Source organism: Rothia sp. HMSC065B04 (genome assembly GCF_001812285.1).
Lineage (GTDB): Bacteria > Actinomycetota > Actinomycetes > Actinomycetales > Micrococcaceae > Rothia > Rothia mucilaginosa.
Map to the genome: position 1 here is coordinate 707,397 of NZ_KV808408.1, position 15,285 is coordinate 722,681.

General features: G+C 58.0%; 13 protein-coding genes. 7 read left to right on the forward strand and 6 right to left on the reverse strand.

Features of this window, described 5'->3' with window-relative positions:
- Nucleotides 1–136 precede the first annotated feature (136 nt).
- A complete protein-coding gene (locus tag HMPREF2845_RS06075; RefSeq protein ID WP_049346774.1) occupies nt 137–1,783 on the forward strand; it encodes a dolichyl-phosphate-mannose--protein mannosyltransferase in 1,647 nt (548 codons plus the stop codon).
- Nucleotides 1,784–1,928: 145 nt separating this feature from the next.
- Here HMPREF2845_RS06075 and HMPREF2845_RS06080 read toward each other — a convergent pair whose 3' ends face one another.
- From HMPREF2845_RS06080 to HMPREF2845_RS06090, 3 genes are all read right to left on the reverse strand, one after another.
- Nucleotides 1,929–3,263, reverse strand: coding sequence for a TIGR01906 family membrane protein (locus tag HMPREF2845_RS06080; protein WP_070634167.1), 1,335 nt, complete (start codon nt 3,261–3,263; stop codon nt 1,929–1,931).
- A 146-nt stretch (nt 3,264–3,409) separates the two neighbouring features.
- Nucleotides 3,410–3,637 carry a DUF3499 family protein gene (locus HMPREF2845_RS06085; protein ID WP_070634168.1) on the reverse strand — a complete coding sequence of 76 codons (228 nt, stop codon included), beginning with the start codon at nt 3,635–3,637 and terminating at the stop codon, nt 3,410–3,412.
- Nucleotides 3,638–3,657: 20 nt separating this feature from the next.
- A complete protein-coding gene (locus tag HMPREF2845_RS06090) occupies nt 3,658–4,074 on the reverse strand; it encodes a WhiB family transcriptional regulator (protein WP_005506882.1) in 417 nt (138 codons plus the stop codon).
- A gap of 651 nt (nt 4,075–4,725) precedes the next feature.
- On the opposite strand from HMPREF2845_RS06090, the gene HMPREF2845_RS06095 reads away from it, so the two are divergent.
- Nucleotides 4,726–5,526 carry a TIGR03089 family protein gene (locus HMPREF2845_RS06095; RefSeq protein ID WP_070604210.1) on the forward strand — a complete coding sequence of 267 codons (801 nt, stop codon included), beginning with the start codon at nt 4,726–4,728 and terminating at the stop codon, nt 5,524–5,526.
- 124 nt (nt 5,527–5,650) lie between these two features.
- On the opposite strand, the gene HMPREF2845_RS06100 is transcribed toward HMPREF2845_RS06095, so the two are convergent.
- Nucleotides 5,651–6,268 carry a GtrA family protein gene (locus HMPREF2845_RS06100; RefSeq protein ID WP_070634169.1) on the reverse strand — a complete coding sequence of 206 codons (618 nt, stop codon included), beginning with the start codon at nt 6,266–6,268 and terminating at the stop codon, nt 5,651–5,653.
- A gap of 369 nt (nt 6,269–6,637) precedes the next feature.
- Here HMPREF2845_RS06100 and HMPREF2845_RS06105 point away from each other — a divergent pair, with 369 nt between their 5' ends.
- The 3 genes from HMPREF2845_RS06105 to HMPREF2845_RS06115 all read left to right on the forward strand — a co-directional run bounded on the left by HMPREF2845_RS06105 (nt 6,638) and on the right by HMPREF2845_RS06115 (nt 9,587).
- On the forward strand, nt 6,638–7,828 hold the full coding sequence (locus HMPREF2845_RS06105) for a 5-(carboxyamino)imidazole ribonucleotide synthase (protein WP_070634170.1): 1,191 nt from the start codon (nt 6,638–6,640) through the stop codon (nt 7,826–7,828).
- 99 nt (nt 7,829–7,927) lie between these two features.
- The gene (purE, locus tag HMPREF2845_RS06110; RefSeq protein WP_070634171.1) at nt 7,928–8,566 is read left to right on the forward strand and encodes a 5-(carboxyamino)imidazole ribonucleotide mutase; all 639 of its coding nucleotides are present in this window, start codon (nt 7,928–7,930) and stop codon (nt 8,564–8,566) included.
- Nucleotides 8,567–8,585: 19 nt separating this feature from the next.
- The gene (locus HMPREF2845_RS06115; protein ID WP_049346785.1) at nt 8,586–9,587 is read left to right on the forward strand and encodes a lipid II:glycine glycyltransferase FemX; all 1,002 of its coding nucleotides are present in this window, start codon (nt 8,586–8,588) and stop codon (nt 9,585–9,587) included.
- Between the two features lie 164 nt (nt 9,588–9,751).
- On the opposite strand, the gene glpX is transcribed toward HMPREF2845_RS06115, so the two are convergent.
- Nucleotides 9,752–10,759 (reverse strand): class II fructose-bisphosphatase, encoded by a 1,008-nt coding sequence (glpX, locus tag HMPREF2845_RS06120; RefSeq protein WP_070634172.1) that lies wholly within the window; start codon nt 10,757–10,759, stop codon nt 9,752–9,754.
- Between the two features lie 417 nt (nt 10,760–11,176).
- On the opposite strand from glpX, the gene HMPREF2845_RS06125 reads away from it, so the two are divergent.
- Both HMPREF2845_RS06125 and HMPREF2845_RS06130 read left to right on the forward strand, forming a co-directional pair.
- A complete protein-coding gene (locus HMPREF2845_RS06125) occupies nt 11,177–11,896 on the forward strand; it encodes a carbonic anhydrase (RefSeq protein ID WP_049346788.1) in 720 nt (239 codons plus the stop codon).
- 223 nt (nt 11,897–12,119) lie between these two features.
- Nucleotides 12,120–13,526: a class II fumarate hydratase gene (locus tag HMPREF2845_RS06130; protein ID WP_049338717.1), complete on the forward strand. Its 1,407-nt coding sequence runs from the start codon at nt 12,120–12,122 to the stop codon at nt 13,524–13,526.
- Nucleotides 13,527–13,659: 133 nt separating this feature from the next.
- Here the strand turns inward: HMPREF2845_RS06130 and HMPREF2845_RS06135 are convergent, their stop codons facing one another.
- Complete coding sequence (locus tag HMPREF2845_RS06135) at nt 13,660–14,931, reverse strand: MFS transporter (protein WP_246824612.1); 1,272 nt, start codon at nt 14,929–14,931, stop codon at nt 13,660–13,662.
- Between the last annotated feature and the right edge of the window lie 354 nt (nt 14,932–15,285).

Genomic DNA, 15,285 nt, shown 5'->3' on the forward strand with positions numbered 1-15,285 from the left:
ATCCGGCGCCGGGTGATCTTGCCGGGTGAGGCACCGGGCGGGGCGCTGCGTCAGGAGCAGGTTCAGGGTGCTTCATATAAGCCGTTCACGGGCTGAAATGGTGCATCGTGCGTTCTGACCCTTTAGGATTGATGGGGTGAAGATACCTAAGCTACTTTCTCCCGCATCTGCCGCTCCGGCTGGTTCGGCTGGTTCTGCCCGTTCTTCGTCTGAACGTGGTCGTTACAGCCTCGATTCGCTGCTGGATGCGCTCGCTGTTGCCTATATTCGTGCCCCGCGTTGGGGTTGGTTGGCGCCTGCATTGATTGTGCTGGTTGCCGGTATTCTGCGTTTTTATAATTTGGCGCATCCGAATGCCATTGTTTTTGATGAGACGTACTACGCCAAGGACGCTTACTCGTATGTGCATTATGGCTATGAGTTGAGCTGGTCGAAGGACGCTAATGCGTCCTTTGCGGCGGGTCACCCGTCGGGTCTGTTGACGGATTCGCCGGAGTATGTGGTGCATCCGCCGTTGGGTAAGTGGATGATTGCCGCGGGCATGGCGATTTTTGGTGATAATAATCCCTTTGGTTGGCGTGTTTCTGCTGCGGTGATTGGCACCCTGTCGGTGGCGTTGATTGCGTATGCTGGCTGGCTGCTGTTCCGTTCGATGACGGTGGCGACTATTGCGGCTCTGCTGGCTGCGGTGGATGGCCTGATGCTGGTGGAGTCTCGCCTGGCTCTGCTGGATATTTTCCAGATGTTCTGGATTTTGGCGACTTTTGTGTGTCTGGTGCTTGACCGTATTCAGGCGCGGCGCGTGTTGGCGCGCAATATTGCGGAGGCGGCACGCCAGAATAGCGGTGTGCTTCCGCCGATGCCGTGGGGCCCGAGTATGGGTCTGCGCCTGTGGCGTTTCGCGGCCGGTGTGTGTGCCGGTGCTGCGGTGGGTGTGAAGTGGAATTCGCTGTTCTTTATTGCGGCTATGGGTCTGCTGACGGTGTTCTGGGATATTAATGCTCGCCGTATTGTGGGTCTGCACAAGTGGGGTTTGACGGCGCTGGTGCGTGACGGCATCCCCGCGTTCTTCCAGATGATTGGTGTGGGTCTGCTGGTGTACCTGAGCACTTGGGCGGGCTGGTTCCAGTCGTCGAATGCGTATTTCCGCCGCTGGGCGGTTGAGAACCCGGGCAAGGGTGTCATGTGGCTTCCTGAGGATTTGCGTTCCCTGTGGGAGTACCATGTCTCGGCGTTTAAGTTCCATTCTGGTTTGAGCAGCCCGCATACGTATTCTTCGCAGGCGTGGCAGTGGCTGGTTTTGGGTCGCCCGACCTCGTACTACTATGAGTCGCCGAAGCTGGGTTCTTCGGGTTGTACCGTGAAGTCCTGTTCCGAGGCTATTTTGAATATCGGTAACCCGGCGATTTGGTGGGCTTTTATTCCGGCGATTATTGTGGCGCTTCTGGTTTTGGTGCTGAAGCGTGATTGGCGTTTTGGCGCGCTGCTGGTTGTGTTCGGTGCGGGCTATTTCCCGTGGTTTATGTACCCGACTCGCACGATGTTTTATTTCTACGCCCTGTCCTTTGAGCCGTTCCTGATCCTGCTGTTGGCGGGTGTTTTGGGTCTGGCACTGTCGGGTGCTCGTGGTTCGGTGTTGCGTGCTCGTTTGGGCGTGACGCTGGTGGCGATTTACCTGGTGGGTGTGCTGGTGTTGAGCGCGTACTTTATGCCGCTGTGGACTGCTCAGGTGATTCCGTATGAGCAGTGGTATTCGCATATGTGGTTTAAGTCCTGGATTTAGGCTTGAGTTTTAGGCTCGGTTTTTAGGTTCGAGCGATGCGAGCTTAGGTATAGCAAAGGGGGCTGGGTTCTACCGTGTGGTAGAGCCCAGCCCCCTTTGGGTGCCCTTTCCGCGCTGGCTTGCGCGGTGAAGTGGCTGATGATTTTTAGTTGTCGCCGACTCGTGCGGAGGCGAGCTTGACGCGCAGGTCCTGGCGTTCCTGGCGGCGGCGTTCTGCCTTGAGCTTGCGGTATTTGGTGGGCCAGGTGGTCACGAGCAGGAGGGTAATCTGCACTGCCACGAGGACCGCTACGGCGATTGCCGCGTCGATCCAGAATTGCGGCGGGTAGAGGCGAATCAGGGAGCTTCGTACGGAGAACTCCCAGTTGCCCTGCGGGAAGAACACCTGGTGGAAGGTGGTGAACAGCCATTCCCAGCCGAAGAAGCCCACAACGCCGAGCACCGCGATGAGTCCCAGGGTAATCCACGCGCCGGTGAAGAGGCTGCGGCGGATGGTTCCGGGGGCGCGCTCACGCAGGGAAATGCTGCTAAAGAGGGTCACCAAGAAGAGCGCGGCAACGGCTACAGTGGCGATGAGCAGTACCCACTTCACGTCGTGCATGTGGTTCACTTCTGCTTCGGTGAAGGCGAGGGTATTATCGGCACCGGTGGTAACGCGGGCGAGGTATTCTCGCGGCGCGAAGTTGTTGATGTAGTCCACGCCGTAGGAGCCCAGGCGCATCCTCTCGACGAGGTAGTAGCCGTAGCTGTCTTCGGGGAATCCGGGGCGGTGGTATTCGAGCCAGAGGAAGGGCGCGGAGGCTACAGCGCGGATTGCGATCATGAGTACGGTCAGCGGTACGGTGAGCGCGATGAGGGTTGCGCGGAGCTTGAGGAAGCGCGGGGTGTCTTCCACAGCGTCTTCGCGTGCCGCGGCGCGTTCTGCGGCTTCGGGCGAGGCCGCCAGGGAGGACAGCGGCGCGTTGGGGTCTGCGACCGCGTGGGTGTGACCGGTGCGGGTGGTTTCGGTGCGGTACTTGCGTCCGGCGGTGGAGGCGCTTGCCGCCTCCGCTGTGGCGACGGTTTCTGCTTCAGCGGCTTTTTCTGCTGCTGCTGCTGCTTCTGCTTCTGCTTCTGCTGCCCTCTGCATGGTTTCGCGGTTGAGGTCGCTGAGGGTCGGGTTTTTGGGGGTGCTTTGCGAGTCGCGAACGAGGGGCACGAAGCCGGTGGAGACGTTGGTGCGGGTGCGCACGCGGGTGCCGACGCCCTGTTCGCGTAGTTTGCTGCGTGCGGGTACGACGGGTACGGAGCCGGTAGGCAGGTCGGGTTCTTCGGCGACGGTGGGTACGTCTGCTGCGATGCGCCCGAAGGCGCCGGTGTGCGGTGCCGGTTCGCTGGTTTTAGTTTCGGTGCGTCGGGCGTGGAGTAGTTCTTCGGCACTGGTGCGGCGGATGGCCGGGCGCAGTGCGCCCCACATTCCTCGGTGTGTTTCTTTGCTCATGGATCTCGCGTTCTTTTCGAGTGAATGGTGTTTGAGTGAGTTGCGGGTGTCTGTACTATCTGCCAGTTTCTCATACGCAAAGAACCTTCCGTGTGAATTCACGGAAGGTTCTTTGCATTCGGGTGTTTAAATCTTGGGTCCGAATTCTAGGATTCGATGGTGTCCGCACCCTGGACGGGTACCTTGTAGACCACTCGCCAGCCCTGAGGTGCCGTCAGTCGTGCGGCGTGATCGTCGCAGAGGTCGTAGGCGTGGGGTTCGCGGAATTCAGAGAGTGCATCAATGAGTGCCGTGGAATCTGCGTAGGAGTAGTGGAGAGTAACAGTCGCCTCTCGCTGGCAGGTCTGGCGGGAGCACAGTCGTGCGGTCTGCATGTAGATGGTACCTTCCTGGCTTAGCTCGCCTGCTTGCGCAGTCGGCGGCGTTCACGTTCTGACAGCCCGCCCCAGATTCCGAAGCGCTCGTCATTGTCCATTGCATATTGTAGACATTCTTCGCGCACGGGGCATACACCGCATACCCTTTTGGCGTCTCGGGTGGAGCCGCCCTTCTCGGGGAAGAAGGCTTCGGGGTCGGTCTGGGCGCAGAGTGCTTCAGCTTGCCAGGCGAGTTCTCCGTCTTCGCCTTCGGTTCCGTAGAGTCCTGCCGCTGCGGTCCATACGTCGGTGCAGGCAGGCATGTTTCGTTCTGCGTCTGCGAGAAAGGCGTCGGTGGCTTTTTCGAGAGATTGAGTGGGATTCATGCTACGGTGCTGAGCGCCTGATGCGCGCGCGGCCGCGATGGAGCGGTCCGATGCAATGTAGGAGCCCATGGGTTTTCCTTCCGTGTTCTCATTGTGAGCTTAATGAGTCTGCGGATCCGTCGTCGACGGAATCTTAGTGTGTATGGTGTGGCATGGTTCGCTTTGGCCTCTACGGTCCCTCCAAGGCAAACACGCTTATATATCTATTAGACGTGCGACACGCCGTTTCGTCAAACTAGACTTAAACAATATTTAGATGTATGTGTTAGGGGCGTCATATTTAATGTAAATTTGACCTTTATATATTTTCCCACGCACCACTTACCCTCGCTCACACCTAAGGGACACCCAGGTTTTCCCTTCTCCAGGAGTGGTTTCCATCGCCCGCAAATTCCGCATCCTGACTGCAAATATAAGGGTTCATGACGACCATCCCACACGCCCCATCTCGAGTATAGGGAAAGATTCTAATAATTAGATAAGAAAAACTTATCTTTTTCACCATGCGGTTTCTGAATATTTTTCGAGGCATTGCGAACCATTTACATTTCCAATTTATATTTATGCCACATTCCAAAATGAGACATTAGGGCTGTCAAACATTTTGAGCCATTAGATTTTTTAAGGCATCCTTAGGCGTTTTTACTTTACCCCTGTATCTTTTACTCCCGCGTCGGCTTCTCCACGCGCCCCACCACACGGTGCGGTAGAGTAAAACCCATGGTTACTCTCTCCCCCACCGGCGCCTCCGTGCCCACAACTCTGAACCGCTTCTTTGAGAAGCTCAGCAGCCAGCAGACTCCCGCCCTCATCTGGTATTCGGTAAATGGCGAGCGCATCGAGCTCTCCGGCAGGGTCCTCATGAATTGGGTTGATAAGAGCGCAAACCTGCTGGTTGAAGAATGCGAACTGGAGCCTGGTGAGGACTTTGACCTTCAGGCTCCCCTGCACTGGCGCACTATTGTTCTGGGCTTGGCGGCGCTGCGTGTGGGCGCTCTGCTGAACCAGGATGAGCCGTTGGTTGCCGCAGTCTGCACCGAGCAGGAGGCTGGCTACACGAACGACCCCGCGTACCTTCTGGCGGTTGATCGTGCCCCGCTGGCGCTTTCTTACACCGGTGACCTGCAGGCGCTGTCCTCCTATGCCGATGAGGTGCTCGATTATTGCGCGCTGGTGCGTAGCTTTGGCGACCAGTACTCCGGTATGCTTCCGGATGACTCGGCAGAGGTGCTTGAGGGCTTCACATACGCAGAGGCGTACGAGCAGGCGCTTGCACAGGCGCAGATTTATCGCACGGCGGGTTATGCGCTGCCTTCGGGTCAGCGTGCGCTCGCGCTGGAGTTGAGCCCCGATTACGCTTTTGATGCGTCGGAGGCGACCATGAGCGCCCTGTTGGAGGTTCTGGCGATTTTGCTCTCCGGTCATGCGGTGTTTGTGGCTGACCCGAGCGTGGACTGGCAGGATGAGCAGCTGGCGTCTCTGATGGATTCCGAGCGTGCAGTGGAGATTCCCCGCAGCTAGTTTCCCGCGCCTAGTGAGTCTTCCAAAGTTTCTAGATTTTTAAAAAACTTATCCCCCGATACAGCGTGTATCGGGGGATAAGTTTTTGGAACAAGTCTTAGCTGATGGTCGGCCTTAGGCGGGTCTAGGAGTTCTGCGAACCGGGCTTCGACTGCGCCTCGGATGCAGCCGCTTCAGAGGTTGCCTTACGTGCTGCGGGCTCTTCGCCGTCGAGAATGGCGGCAGCCTCATCAAACATGCGGCCGAGCTCCTCGTGGTCGGTACCTTCGCCCTCTTCGACTTTCTGGCGGTGCGAACCGTACACCCAGAAGCGGTAGAGGAAGTAGCGAAGGATGGTGCCCAGGATGGTACCGATGATCGTACCGGAGATGAAGGACGCCTCGGGGGTGCGCAGGTTCAGCACGTAGGTACTGAATGCCACACAGCCGGCCTCAACGAGGATGCCGAGCAGATTGACCAAGCCGAATTCGATAGCTTCGCGCTTCCAGTTCTCGGAGCGGGAGTCGCGGAAGGTCCACAGGCGGTTCATGAGCCAGGAGAAGATGGTTGCGACAACACTCGCTACAACCTTCGCCTTAGTGTGGGACTCCGACATGATGGTCATCATCAGCACCCACACCGTCACAGAGTTCACGATGAAGGCGGCGCCGCCCACGGTACCGAATTTGAGAACCTCAATACCGTAGCTGTCCCAGAGGGATTTCAAGCGTTCGGTGAGGGTCGGTTTCGTCTGTGCGCTCATACGGGGCCTATCTAGCGGAGTTTTATCGGGAAAAAGGGGCGATATGCGACGGTGGGCGCTAGTTACGCGGCGACGGTCGAATGCTTCAGCCTCTTTTACAAGCTCTTATATGTTAATACAGTCCTGCTGTCTTCTCTGTACCTCTGAGAGTTTTTCCATGGACCTCCCAGCTATCGGGACGCCTCCGTTCACCTCGCCCCTGATGATGCCAAAGAGGCAAGCTTGAGGGCTTTACCCGCGTATCCGCCGCGTTACATCAACGGCGCAAGAATCTATGCGCTGGATTGTTTCACCTCCCTGGCACTCATTCTGTGACCTTAATGTGGTCTTGCTCCCATAAGCACTCTGAAACCGGTACACTTAGGTGCTGTGACTTACCCTGTGACTGGACCCGTAATTGGCGTCATCGGCGGAGGCCAGCTGGCCCGCATGATGGCACCCGCAGCAACTAACCTTGGCCTCGACCTGCAGATTCTTGCGGAGGCGCCCACCGTCGGCGCCGTGGCAGCGGTACGTACCGCACCCGTCGGGGACTACAAAGACCTGGACACCCTCCGCGAGTTTGCTCGCGGCAAGGATGTCATCACTTTCGACCACGAGCACGTGCCCACCGATTTTCTGCGCGCTCTCATGGCAGAGGGCGTGAACGTTCAGCCCCGCCCCGAAGCCCTGCAGTACGCCCAGGACAAGCTCCTGATGCGCCAGGCCGTTGAGCGCCTGGGTCTGCCGAACCCGCGTTGGGCTCAGGTTTCTACCCTGGACGAGCTGCTCGCCTTCGGCGATGAAATTGGCTGGCCCGTGGTGCTGAAGACCCCGCGCGGCGGCTACGACGGCAAGGGCGTACTCGTTCTGGATTCCCCCGAGGAGGCTCGCGAGCGCAGTACTGCGTGGTTCGAGCAGTTGCCTTCCCGCACCGATTTCTCCGCCCTGCTTGCCGAGGAGAAGGTTCCCTTTACCCGTGAACTCTCCGCGCTGGTGGCTCGCCGTGAAAGCGGCGAAGTGCGCCCCTGGCCGGTCGTTGAGACCATTCAGGTGAACTCCATCTGTGATGAGGTTATTGCACCCGCACAGGACCTGGACCCCGAGATCGCTGAGGCTGCCGCAGCCGCTGCGGTGACCATTGCCTCCGAGCTGGGCGTGACCGGTGTAATGGCGGCTGAGCTTTTCGAGGTTCCAGGCTCCCCCGCCGGCTTCTACATCAATGAGCTGGCGATGCGCCCGCACAATACTGGCCACTGGACTCAGGACGGCTCGGTGACCAGCCAGTTTGAGCAGCATCTGCGTGCGGTACTCGACCTTCCGCTGGGTGATACCTCCGTGCTGGAAGGTGTTGCCGTGATGAAGAACTACCTGGGCGGCGAGAACGAAGATATCTTTGGCGTCTACCCGCTGGCGCTTTCGGCTGAACCGCGCGCAAAGATCCACTTCTACGGCAAGGAGACTCGTCCGGGCCGCAAGATTGGTCACGTGAATATTTCTGGCACGGTGGCTGAGCTTGAGGCGCTGCGCCATAGCGCTGCGAATGCTGCCTCCATTTTGCGTGACGGCCGCCCCCTGTAGCCCCTGTTTTAGCCGGTGCGTGGGGTGAGAGCATCCTGCGTATCCGACGCACCCTATTGATGGTGGTTCGCCACCGCATCCTGAAAGGATATGAGGATTATGTCTCAGTCTCCCTATAATTCTTCCCAGCCCATTGTTGGCATTGTGATGGGTTCGGATTCGGATTGGTCGGTCATGGAGGCCGCAGCCGAGGTTCTGGACGAGTTCGGCATCCCTTACGAGGCTGATGTTGTTTCTGCACACCGCATGCCCGAGGACATGATTGAGTATGGCAAGAAGGCTCACAGCCGCGGTATTCGCGTGATTATTGCCGGTGCCGGCGGCGCCGCTCATCTGCCCGGTATGCTCGCTTCCGTCACCGCTCTGCCTGTGATTGGTGTTCCGGTGCGTCTGAAGAACCTCGAGGGCATGGACTCGCTGCTGTCGATTGTTCAGATGCCCGCCGGTGTTCCGGTAGCTACCGTCTCCATTAACGGTGCTCGCAATGCGGGTCTGCTGGCTCTGCGTATTCTGGGTTCGGGTACTGACGCATTCGCTCAGCAGGTTCATGCTGATTTGCGTCAGTTCTCTCAGGATCTGCGCCAGAGCGCCATGGACAAGGGCGCGGCTCTGCGCACCCGCGTTGCTGATGCAAAGGCTAAGGCAGCCGCTGAGCGCGAGGCGGAGGAAAGCTCCTCCGCACCCCGCCCCGCTTCCGCTCCCGAAGCGTCGTCGGAGCCCCAGGCTTACGTTCCCTAAGCTCGGATACACTAGAAGGATGAGCAATATTCTTCAGTCCGATATTTGGGCACGTTTTCAGGAATCTAATGGTCACACCGTAATTCGTAAGAGCGGTAACGGCTGGTCGTACCTTGCAACCGTTGAGGGCGGCGCTACCGGCCGCTACCTGTACAGCCCGTACGGACCGGTCGCCTCCAGCGCTGTGGCTTTTGATGAGGCTCTCGCGTCGTTGAAGGAAGAGGCCGCGAAGCTTCGTTGCCTGTTTGTGCGCATTGAGCCTACTGAATCCGCTATTTGGGGCGATCAGGATGCGGCTGCTTTCTTGGCTCGTCGCGGTGCGGTTCTGGCTCCTCGCCAGGTGCAGCCTTCGCACACTCAGATTATTGATCTTTCGGGCACTGAGGACGAAATCCTCAAGGGAATGAGCTCCAGTTACCGTAATCGTCATCGTAATCTCCACAAAAAGGGCGTGACCGTTGAGGTGTCGACCAATCCCTCGGATATGACGATTCTCTTCGGCTTCCTCGAGGAAACCGCGGACCGTAACGGTTTTAACCGTCAGCAGGATGAGTACCTGATGCAGGTTGCTCGTGTGCTGATGCCCGCCGGTGCAGCGTCCCTGTACATTGCGAAGCTGACCGATGAGAACGGTGAGAGCACCCCGATTGCGGCGGCGTTTGTGTACGATTCGGATGACACCCGCACCTACGCGCACGCTGCGGCTTCTTTTGAGCACCGCAACCTTAGTGCAGGTGTTGTGGTGGTGACGAACTTTATCCTGGACGCTAAGCGCAAGGGTCTGAAGTACGTTGACCTCTTCGGTATTGCGCCGGAGGATCAGCCGGATCACGAGTGGGCTGGTTTCACGAAGTTCAAGAAGTCCTTTGGCGGCGAGTCTGTGGAGTACCCGGGTACCTGGGATGTTCCGGTAACCTCGCTGGGCTACCGCGCCTACACGCTGGCGTACAAGGCTCGTCCGGCTGTTCGTGATGCTGTGGCGAAGGCGAAGGCGAAGGTTCAGTCTTTCCGCTCTCGCTAACGGGTTCAGACGCGCCCTTACCGGGAGCACTCTGAGAACTAAAAGCTAAATACATGAGGGAGCCGCCCCCACCGAGTTCTTCGGTGGGGGCGGCTCCTGCGCGTATGTATGTGCAATGTTCGAGGAGTCTTAGCGCGGCTCCTCAGCCCTTGCGGGGGCGAAGATTACTGATCTTCGGGGCTGTTGGTCTGTGCGAGGATTTCGCGCAGGCGGGAGAGGCGGTGCTCAGCCTCGACGGTACGGACGGTACCGGAGGAGGAACGCATGACCAGCGACTGGGTGGTCACGGTGTTCTTGCTGTAGCGCACGCCGCGCAGCAGCTTGCCGTCGGTGATACCGGTTGCGGCGAAGAAGCAGTTGTCGCTGGTGACCAGGTCGTTGGTGGTCAGCACGCGGTCCAGGTCGTGACCGGCTTCCAGTGCCTTCTCGCGCTCAGCCTCGTCGGTCGGTGCCAGACGGCCCTGAATCACACCGCCGGTTGCCTTGATAGCGCACGCTGCGACGACGCCTTCGGGGGTGCCGCCGGTGCCGAGCATCAGGTCCACGCCGGTGTTCTCGCGGCAAGCTGCGATAGCGCCTGCGACGTCACCGTCGAGGATGATGCGGGTACGGGCGCCTGCCTCGCGAATCTCCTGGATCAGCTTGGCGTGGCGGGGACGGTCCAGCACGCATACGGTCAGCTCGCTGACCTTCTTGCCCTTAGCCTTAGCGACCAGGTGCAGGTTCTGCTTGACGGGCAGGCGCAGGTCCACGAACTCTGCGGCTTCGGGGCCGGTGACCAGCTTCTCCATGTAGAACACTGCGGAGGGGTCGAACATGGTGCCGCCGTCTGCCACAGCAATCACGGAGAGGGCGTTGTCCATGCCGAGTGCGGTCAGGCGGGTACCGTCGATGGGGTCAACCGCCACGTCGAGGGAGGGACCGGAGCCGTCGCCGACGTTCTCGCCGTTGTACAGCATGGGAGCCTTGTCCTTCTCACCTTCACCGATGACAACGGTGCCGTTGAAGCTGACGGTGGAGAGGCGGTAACGCATTGCGTCTACGGCTGCACCATCTGCGAGGTTCTTTTCGCCTGCACCGACCCAGGGGCCTGCAGCAATTGCTGCAGCTTCAGTCGCGCGGACCAGTTCCATTGCGAGGTTGCGATCGCCGTGGTTGTTATTCGTAGTCATAGACTCACCTTCGAGATTTCTGAATACACCGTCGGCTGGCTGGTTCTTTCCAGCACGAAGTCGCCGACGCAGTAGTGCTCCTTTCAGGATAGCGCGCGGGCGCTTCGTTTTTCTTGTTCTGAACGAGTTTGCGTGCGTGTTGACTTTAAGGTGAGCAGATGCGGCAAATTGGTGAGGGCTGCGTCTCTCTTCGGCGCTTCATACGCTCTGAGGCGCTGATTTTGGGTGTTGTGAAGGCGCGCCAAACTAGCTATTTTTCGCATATTTAAGGCATATTTGAGGTAGGTTCTTTCTCCGGGAGGCTCCCGGCGAGAAACTCAGCTTCAGCGCGAGCGCCTGAAGCCCCACATACCCGTTCGCAGATTCGCTGGCTCCGACGGCACGCGTTATCTGTATTTGTCCGCTAAGGAGCATCACATGGCTGGCATCCAACCGACTCCCGCAGAAGCATGGAAGCGTCTGAAGGACGGTAACCGCCGTTTTGTTGAGGGCAGCAACGAGCACCCCAACCAGGACACGATTCGCCGTACCGACCTGGCATCGGGGCAGTTCCCCTTCGCCTCGATTTTCGGTTGCGGTGACTCTCGCCTCGCGGCAGAGATTATTTTTGATCTGGGCCTGGGCGACGCGTTCGTGGTGCGTACCGCCGGCCACGTCCTGGAGAATGCCGCGCTCGGCTCGCTGGAGTACGCGGTTGAGGAGTTTAAGACCCCTATCGTGATGGTTCTCGGTCACGACTCCTGCGGTGCTGTGACTGCGGCCAGCAAGTCCCTGGAATCCGGTGAGATGCCGCACGGCTTCATCCGTAACCTGGTGCAGCACATCCTGCCTTCGGTGATGTCTCCGAAGCTGCCGGAGAACCCGGTCGTTAACGACATGGTGCGTGAGCACACCCGCCAGACCGCCATCCGCATTATTGAGCAGTCCCACATCATTTCGGATGCGGTGGTTGAGGGTAAGGTCGCCGTGATTGGTGTCTTCTACCATCTGAAGGAGGGTAAGGCGGAGCTGGTGTTCAGCTCGCAGGACCTGACCCTGCCGGAGGAGAAGAACGACGCGCAGAACCCGCCGACTCAGGCGCTTCCGGTGGTCGTGAAGACTCCCCCGCGCGTTGTGGTTGCGGAGAACCTGGACTAGGTTTCCTCTTCTCGCTCATTACGAGCCTTAGCGCGAGAACCCACATGCTCGCACTTAACAACAGATTTTTCTATGGGATACCCCCGCCACGGTAGCGTGTTCGCACATCTACCGGGGCGGGGTTTTTACGCGCCTTCTCACGCCTCAAAATTTATGAGCGTTTTTCCTCTTTTGACACCTTTTCGAGGCGACGTAAGCCACTTTGAACGCCTATCCTAGAGGTATGGCTGAAAACATTGAATACCGCATTGAACATGACACCATGGGCGAAGTTCGCGTTCCGGCTGATGCACTCTACCGTGCACAGACCCAGCGCGCAGTCGAGAACTTCCCGATTTCGGGTCAGACCCTCGAATCCGCCCATATTCGTGCGCTTGCCCTCGTGAAGAAGGCAGCCGCGACCGCCAATGAGGAACTCAAGGTGCTCGACGCTGAGCGCGCCCAGGCTATCCGCGACGCAGCGGATCTGGTAGCAACCGGTAAGTACGACGCCCACTTCCCCATTGACGTCTTCCAGACCGGTTCCGGTACCTCCTCGAACATGAACGCGAACGAGGTTCTGGCAACTCTGGCAACCCGTTCCCTGGAGTCCAAGGGCATTGAGGTTCACCCCAATGACCACGTGAACGCTTCCCAGTCCTCCAACGACGTCTTCCCCACCTCCGTGCACGTTGCTGTGACCGAGGCTCTGGTGAAGGACCTGATTCCCGCTCTCGAGGTGCTCGCTGAGTCCCTGGAGCGCAAGTCCGCAGAGTTCAAGGACGTTGTGAAGTCCGGTCGCACCCACCTGATGGACGCAACCCCCATCACCCTGGGCCAGGAGTTCTCCGGCTACGCCGCAACCGTGCGTTACGGCATTGAGCGTGTGAACGCTTCCCTGCCCCGCGTGGCTGAGGTTCCCCTGGGCGGTACCGCTGTGGGTACCGGTATTAACACCCCCGACGGCTTCTCCGCTCGCGTGATTGAGCTGCTCGCTGAGGAGACCGGCCTGCCCCTGACCGAGGCTCGTAACCACTTCGAGGCTCAGGCTAACCGCGACGGCCTGATTGAGGTTTCCGGTCAGCTGCGCACCCTGGCGTACGGCCTGATGAAGATCAGCAACGACATCCGCTGGATGGGTTCGGGCCCGAACACCGGCCTGGGCGAGCTGCACATCCCCGATCTGCAGCCCGGCTCCTCGATTATGCCCGGTAAGGTCAACCCCGTGATTTGTGAGGCTACCATCATGGTTGCCGCTCAGGTTATCGGTAATGACGCAACCATTGCTCTGTCTTCCACTAACGGCGCGTTTGAGCTGAACGTGGGTATCCCGGTGATGGCTGCTAACCTGCTGCAGTCGATTCGCCTGCTCGCTAACGTTTCTCGCGTTTCGGCGGAGAAGATGATTGACGGTCTGACCGCTAATGTTGACCGTTGCCGCTTCCTGGCTGAGGCTTCGCCGTCGACCGTGACCCCGCTGAACAAGCTGATTGGTTACGAGGCTGCTGCGAAGATCGCTAAGTACTCGGTGGCTCACAAGGTGACTGTCCGTGAGGCAGTTGTGGCTCTGGGCTATGTGGAGCGCGGCGAAGTGACTGAGGAGCAGCTGGATGCGGCTCTGGACGTCACCAAGATGCTGGGCAACTTCTAATCTCACCCCGCCTGAACCTCCTCTGAGGTTCGCGGCTTAACCATAGAGGGAGGGGCGACTCGCCATGACGGCGGGTCGCCCCTCCCTCTGTATGTGTTCTCTGCTCCGTCAATGAGTTGGTAGCGGGTTCTCGCTATTGTTCAACGATATTAAACACTTTGAACTGTTTATAGTGGACCAGCGTGTAGATGAGGCAGAGTACAGCCGGGATACTAACGACAAGCGCAGCGTTGAAGGAGCCGAGATGGTCAAGCATCAGTGCTACCGCGCCCATGGAGTACAGCGTTCCTAATCCAAACACGGCACCGTCAAGGGAACTGGCACGCCCCAGTAGCTCATTCGGTGTAATGCAGTCACGAAGATTGTTGGAGAAGATGAAAGCTGATGCCCATCCTACGTCCAGGATGAAGAGCAGGGCGCCGAGCACTACAGGGTTATTGCTGACGGTGACCAGCGGTATTCCGAGCAGGGATACGACATTGGCGACCAGCAGCATTCCTCGTGTGTTCTCGAAAGAGAGGAAACGATCGATGATGAGCGCCGCGACAATACCGCCGATACCGCTGCAGGCCATAATCATGCCTACCACTGAGGCTTCAAAAGTGAGCTCCTCATACAGGCGGTAAATAATGATGAGTGAATACGATGCCGTAGCTGCCGCCAAGAAGAACGTGTAGACAAGGATAAGTCTCTGCGGGGCGCCGGAGAACATGTATTGGATACCGTCAAACATGCGGTGAATAAACCCATGTTGTGCGGTTTCGCGTTGCTCAGTTTTAGTTTCCATCTCTACGGATGGCAACGTTGCGTATGAAATAGTTGCCGCTCCGAAAAGGAGCACCGGGACGATAAGACCGACCGTTGCACCCGCGACAAGAACAATAAATCCTGCTGTAGGGGGTGCAATGATTGCGGATATTCCCTCGCAAATTTCACGACGTGCATTGTACGAAAGAAGGTTTTCTCGTCCGAGAAGCTGCGGAATATATCCTGCTTCTGAGGCAGCAGCCAGTTCGGAGAAGACACCGCTCACAAATCCTAGTGCGGCGATGGTGAACCATGACAGCATATGCTGCTCAATCATCAACGCCAAGGTAAGGATGCTGAGGATGTTTACTGCCCCGGCAATCACAATCATAGGTTTTCGAGGCAGACTATCAGATAGGGTTGCTAGTGGATATGCCAAGGCGATATTGGGGATTTGCATGGCTACCGCCATTACGCCAGCCAACCCAATTTCGCCTGTACTAGCGAGAATCGCGATGGGTAGGGCGAAGGAATATATTCCTGTACCTACCAGAGAGCCAATAAGGGCTACGTAGATTCTCCAGGGTATTTTATGTGTTGTCATGCTTTGCTCCTTCCAGGACGCATCAAAATAGCGCCCAAGAATTGCGATGAACACAATGAGCCTAGTTCACAGAAAAATGGCATGCCTTAAAGATTTATAGGCAGAGTAAAAGGAAAGCGACTACGCTCACCAGAACATCACGTGAACGAATCTTTCTCGGGTTACTGACTAATACGGGGCCGTCACTCCCAATGTAACCCGTGTCATATATAAAGCATCTCATGTACACCACTCATAGCTCGATACGCAGGCACAACTTAAGGTAAAAAAGACAAAAACAAAATAAAACCGCGGCAACCTTTAGGCTTCCAGTCCCCCACTCCCACAGAAAAGCAGGAAGAACCACCCAATACCATGTAACAAACTGTCATAAAAATGCTGGGAGGGGCGACTCGCCATGACGGCGGG

What these genes read in the sequence shown, in the direction of transcription:
- HMPREF2845_RS06090 (WP_005506882.1), bottom strand. Translation starts at nt 4,074, where the DNA reads ATGGGCTCCTACATTGCATCGGACCGCTCCATCGCGGCCGCGCGCGCA.
- purE (WP_070634171.1), top strand. Translation starts at nt 7,928, where the DNA reads ATGTCTCAGTCTCCCTATAATTCTTCCCAGCCCATTGTTGGCATTGTG.
- HMPREF2845_RS06100 (WP_070634169.1), bottom strand. Translation starts at nt 6,268, where the DNA reads ATGAGCGCACAGACGAAACCGACCCTCACCGAACGCTTGAAATCCCTC.
- HMPREF2845_RS06095 (WP_070604210.1), top strand. Translation starts at nt 4,726, where the DNA reads ATGGTTACTCTCTCCCCCACCGGCGCCTCCGTGCCCACAACTCTGAAC.
- glpX (WP_070634172.1), bottom strand. Translation starts at nt 10,759, where the DNA reads ATGACTACGAATAACAACCACGGCGATCGCAACCTCGCAATGGAACTG.
- HMPREF2845_RS06130 (WP_049338717.1), top strand. Translation starts at nt 12,120, where the DNA reads ATGGCTGAAAACATTGAATACCGCATTGAACATGACACCATGGGCGAA.
- HMPREF2845_RS06125 (WP_049346788.1), top strand. Translation starts at nt 11,177, where the DNA reads ATGGCTGGCATCCAACCGACTCCCGCAGAAGCATGGAAGCGTCTGAAG.
- HMPREF2845_RS06080 (WP_070634167.1), bottom strand. Translation starts at nt 3,263, where the DNA reads ATGAGCAAAGAAACACACCGAGGAATGTGGGGCGCACTGCGCCCGGCC.
- HMPREF2845_RS06115 (WP_049346785.1), top strand. Translation starts at nt 8,586, where the DNA reads ATGAGCAATATTCTTCAGTCCGATATTTGGGCACGTTTTCAGGAATCT.
- HMPREF2845_RS06085 (WP_070634168.1), bottom strand. Translation starts at nt 3,637, where the DNA reads ATGCAGACCGCACGACTGTGCTCCCGCCAGACCTGCCAGCGAGAGGCG.